Below are 5,282 nucleotides of genomic sequence, written 5' to 3'. Positions count from 1 at the left end.
ACAGCGAAACGAAAAAAAGTTTCAAAAAAGTGTTGACAAAGTTTCTAAGAAATGATAAACTAAGATAGTTGTCGCGAGAGCGCGATAACGAACAAGACCTTTGAAAATTAAAGAAGACGAACCAAACGTGCAGGGTGATTTATCTAAGGATAAATCGTCAATGACAAAATAAAACAATAAAACGGAAAGCTAGTGATAGCTTGAGTTTGAATCAAAACTTTTTATGAGAGTTTGATCCTGGCTCAGGACGAACGCTGGCGGCGTGCCTAATACATGCAAGTAGAACGCTGAAGTCTGGTGCTTGCACTAGACGGATGAGTTGCGAACGGGTGAGTAACGCGTAGGTAACCTGCCTCATAGCGGGGGATAACTATTGGAAACGATAGCTAATACCGCATAACAGTATTTACCGCATGGTAGATGCTTGAAAGGAGCAACTGCTTCACTATGAGATGGACCTGCGTTGTATTAGCTAGTTGGTGAGGTAACGGCTCACCAAGGCATCGATACATAGCCGACCTGAGAGGGTGATCGGCCACACTGGGACTGAGACACGGCCCAGACTCCTACGGGAGGCAGCAGTAGGGAATCTTCGGCAATGGGGGCAACCCTGACCGAGCAACGCCGCGTGAGTGAAGAAGGTTTTCGGATCGTAAAGCTCTGTTGTAAGAGAAGAACGTGTGTGAGAGTGGAAAGTTCACACAGTGACGGTATCTTACCAGAAAGGGACGGCTAACTACGTGCCAGCAGCCGCGGTAATACGTAGGTCCCGAGCGTTGTCCGGATTTATTGGGCGTAAAGCGAGCGCAGGCGGTTTGATAAGTCTGAAGTAAAAGGCTGTGGCTTAACCATAGTACGCTTTGGAAACTGTCAAACTTGAGTACAGAAGGGGAGAGTGGAATTCCATGTGTAGCGGTGAAATGCGTAGATATATGGAGGAACACCGGTGGCGAAAGCGGCTCTCTGGTCTGTAACTGACGCTGAGGCTCGAAAGCGTGGGGAGCGAACAGGATTAGATACCCTGGTAGTCCACGCCGTAAACGATGAGTGCTAGGTGTTGGGTCCTTTCCGGGACTCAGTGCCGCAGCTAACGCATTAAGCACTCCGCCTGGGGAGTACGACCGCAAGGTTGAAACTCAAAGGAATTGACGGGGGCCCGCACAAGCGGTGGAGCATGTGGTTTAATTCGAAGCAACGCGAAGAACCTTACCAGGTCTTGACATCCCAGTGACCGTCCTAGAGATAGGATTTTTCTTCGGAACACTGGTGACAGGTGGTGCATGGTTGTCGTCAGCTCGTGTCGTGAGATGTTGGGTTAAGTCCCGCAACGAGCGCAACCCCTATTGTTAGTTGCCATCATTTAGTTGGGCACTCTAGCGAGACTGCCGGTAATAAACCGGAGGAAGGTGGGGATGACGTCAAATCATCATGCCCCTTATGACCTGGGCTACACACGTGCTACAATGGCTGGTACAACGAGTCGCAAGTCGGTGACGGCAAGCTAATCTCTTAAAGCCAGTCTCAGTTCGGATTGTAGGCTGCAACTCGCCTACATGAAGTCGGAATCGCTAGTAATCGCGGATCAGCACGCCGCGGTGAATACGTTCCCGGGCCTTGTACACACCGCCCGTCACACCACGAGAGTTTGTAACACCCGAAGTCGGTGAGGTAACCTTTTAGGAGCCAGCCGCCTAAGGTGGGATAGATGATTGGGGTGAAGTCGTAACAAGGTAGCCGTATCGGAAGGTGCGGCTGGATCACCTCCTTTCTAAGGAAATGGAAACCTGTACGTTAGTCTTCTTTAATTTTGAGAGGTCTTGTGGGGCCTTAGCTCAGCTGGGAGAGCGCCTGCTTTGCACGCAGGAGGTCAGCGGTTCGATCCCGCTAGGCTCCATTAACAACGGAAGTTGTTAAGATTTTGTCCATTGAAAATTGAATATCTATCAAACATTCCTAAACGTATGTAACAGTACGTATAGAAATAGTAACAAGAAAATAAACCGAAAACGCTGTGAATATTTAATGAGTTTTCTAATTTTTGAAAAAATTAGGTTAATAAGGTTAAGTTAATAAGGGCGCACGGTGGATGCCTTGGCACTAGAAGCCGATGAAGGACGTGACTAACGACGAAATGCCTTGGGGAGCTGTAAGTAAGCAATGATCCAGGGATGTCCGAATGGGGGAACCCGGCAGGTAATGCCTGTCACTCACTACTGTTAAGGTAGTGAAGAGGAAGACGCAGTGAACTGAAACATCTAAGTAGCTGCAGGAAGAGAAAGCAAAAGCGATTGCCTTAGTAGCGGCGAGCGAAACGGCAGGAGGGCAAACCGAGGAGTTTACTCCTCGGGGTTGTAGGACTGCAATGTGGACTTAAAGAGTATAGAAGAACTACCTGGGAAGGTAGGCCAAAGAGAGTAATAGCCTCGTATTTGAAATATTCTTTATACCTAGCAGTATCCTGAGTACGGCGAGACACGCGAAATCTCGTCGGAATCCGGGAGGACCATCTCCCAACCCTAAATACTCTCTAGTGACCGATAGTGAACCAGTACCGTGAGGGAAAGGTGAAAAGTACCCCGGAAGGGGAGTGAAATAGAACCTGAAACCGTGTGCCTACAACAAGTTCGAGCCCGTTAATGGGTGAGAGCGTGCCTTTTGTAGAATGAACCGGCGAGTTACGATATGATGCGAGGTTAAGTTGAAGAGACGGAGCCGTAGGGAAACCGAGTCTTAATAGGGCGAATTAGTATTATGTCGTAGACCCGAAACCATGTGACCTACCCATGAGCAGGTTGAAGGTGCGGTAAGACGCACTGGAGGACCGAACCAGGGCACGTTGAAAAGTGCTTGGATGACTTGTGGGTAGCGGAGAAATTCCAAACGAACTTGGAGATAGCTGGTTCTCTCCGAAATAGCTTTAGGGCTAGCGTCGACATTTGAGAATCTTGGAGGTAGAGCACTGTTTGGATGAGGGGGCCATCTCGGTTTACTGATTTCAGATAAACTCCGAATGCCAATGATTTATGGTCGGCAGTCAGACTGCGAGTGCTAAGATCCGTAGTCGAAAGGGAAACAGCCCAGACCACCAGCTAAGGTCCCAAAATAATTGTTAAGTGGAAAAGGATGTGGGGTTGCACAGACAACTAGGATGTTAGCTTAGAAGCAGCTATTCATTCAAAGAGTGCGTAATAGCTCACTAGTCGAGTGACCCTGCGCCGAAAATGTACCGGGGCTAAAACAATTTACCGAAGCTGTGGATAACACTTAGGTGTTATGGTAGGAGAGCGTTCTATGTGTGAAGAAGGTATACCGTGAGGAGTGCTGGAACGCATAGAAGTGAGAATGCCGGTATGAGTAGCGAAAGATGGGTGAGAATCCCATCCACCGTAAGACTAAGGTTTCCAGGGGAAGGCTCGTCCGCCCTGGGTTAGTCGGGACCTAAGGAGAGACCGAAGGGTGTATCCGATGGACAACAGGTTGATATTCCTGTACTAGAGTATGAAGTGATGGAGGGACGCAGTAGGCTAACTAAAGCGGGCGAATGGAAGTGCCCGTCTAAGCAGTGAGGTGTGATATGAGTCAAATGCTTGTATCTATAACATTGAGCTGTGATGGGGAGCGAAGTTAAGTAGCGAAGTTAGTGACGTCACACTGCCGAGAAAAGCTTCTAGCGATGTATCATACTCTACCCGTACCGCAAACCGACACAGGTAGTCGAGGCGAGTAGCCTCAGGTGAGCGAGAGAACTCTCGTTAAGGAACTCGGCAAAATGACCCCGTAACTTCGGGAGAAGGGGTGCTGACTTAAGGTCAGCCGCAGTGAATAGGCCCAAGCAACTGTTTATCAAAAACACAGCTCTCTGCTAAATCGTAAGATGATGTATAGGGGGTGACGCCTGCCCGGTGCTGGAAGGTTAAGAGGAGGGTTTAGCGTAAGCGAAGATCTGAATTGAAGCCCCAGTAAACGGCGGCCGTAACTATAACGGTCCTAAGGTAGCGAAATTCCTTGTCGGGTAAGTTCCGACCCGCACGAAAGGCGTAATGATTTGGGCACTGTCTCAACGAGAGACTCGGTGAAATTTTAGTACCTGTGAAGATGCAGGTTACCCGCGACAGGACGGAAAGACCCCATGGAGCTTTACTGCAGTTTGATATTGAGTATCTGTACCACATGTACAGGATAGGTAGGAGCCTATGAAGTCGGGACGCCAGTTTCGACGGAGGCGCTGTTGGGATACTACCCTTGTGTTATGGCTACTCTAACCCGGATAGGTTATCCCTATCGGAGACAGTGTCTGACGGGCAGTTTGACTGGGGCGGTCGCCTCCTAAAAGGTAACGGAGGCGCCCAAAGGTTCCCTCAGAATGGTTGGAAATCATTCGCAGAGTGTAAAGGTATAAGGGAGCTTGACTGCGAGAGCTACAACTCGAGCAGGGACGAAAGTCGGGCTTAGTGATCCGGTGGTTCCGTATGGAAGGGCCATCGCTCAACGGATAAAAGCTACCCTGGGGATAACAGGCTTATCTCCCCCAAGAGTTCACATCGACGGGGAGGTTTGGCACCTCGATGTCGGCTCGTCGCATCCTGGGGCTGTAGTCGGTCCCAAGGGTTGGGCTGTTCGCCCATTAAAGCGGCACGCGAGCTGGGTTCAGAACGTCGTGAGACAGTTCGGTCCCTATCCGTCGCGGGCGTAGGAAATTTGAGAGGATCTGCTCCTAGTACGAGAGGACCAGAGTGGACTTACCGCTGGTGTACCAGTTGTCTTGCCAAAGGCATCGCTGGGTAGCTATGTAGGGACGGGATAAACGCTGAAAGCATCTAAGTGTGAAACCCACCTCAAGATGAGATTTCCCATAACTTTATGTTAGTAAGAGCCCTGAGAGATGATCAGGTAGATAGGTTGGAAGTGGAAGTGTGGCGACACATGTAGCGGACCAATACTAATCGCTCGAGGACTTATCCAAATTAAGTAATGAGAACGTTAAGAAAAGCGTATGATTTTAGGAAATCAACGCGGAAGTCGGTTAGACTTCAAGGAGATTTATCTAAATCACTAGCTTTTTAGTTCGAATACAATTACTTATTAAAACCGAAGTCAATATTGACAGCGTTGGTAAAACTTGTTAGAATATAGATATTCAATTTTGAGTTGACAAGACTCAACAGTTAAGTGACGATAGCCTAGGAGATACACCTGTACCCATGCCGAACACAGCAGTTAAGCCCTAGAACGCCTGAAGTAGTTGGGGGTTGCCCCCTGTTAGATACGGTAGTCGCTTAGCA

1 tRNA gene and 3 rRNA genes are annotated in these 5,282 nt (G+C 48.9%); all 4 read left to right on the top strand.

Annotated features, from left to right (window positions below):
* Nucleotides 1–219: 219 nt before the first annotated feature.
* The 4 genes from K5Q34_RS11585 (at nucleotide 220) to rrf (ending at nucleotide 5,281) form a co-directional block, all read left to right on the top strand.
* A 16S ribosomal RNA gene (locus tag K5Q34_RS11585) occupies nucleotides 220–1,768 on the top strand.
* A gap of 53 nt (nucleotides 1,769–1,821) precedes the next feature.
* Nucleotides 1,822–1,894 (top strand) — tRNA-Ala (locus K5Q34_RS11580).
* 165 nt (nucleotides 1,895–2,059) lie between these two features.
* Nucleotides 2,060–4,963 (top strand): 23S ribosomal RNA (locus K5Q34_RS11575).
* Between the two features lie 202 nt (nucleotides 4,964–5,165).
* A 5S ribosomal RNA gene (gene rrf, locus K5Q34_RS11570) occupies nucleotides 5,166–5,281 on the top strand.
* The 16S, 23S and 5S rRNA genes sit together here with 1 tRNA gene alongside, the layout of an rRNA operon.
* Nucleotide 5,282 lies beyond the last annotated feature (1 nt).

The sequence above is a fragment of the Streptococcus sp. 2018110 genome, from assembly GCF_019754115.1.
Classification (GTDB): domain Bacteria; phylum Bacillota; class Bacilli; order Lactobacillales; family Streptococcaceae; genus Streptococcus; species Streptococcus hashimotonensis.
This window is presented reverse-complemented; position numbering and strand designations above follow the sequence as displayed.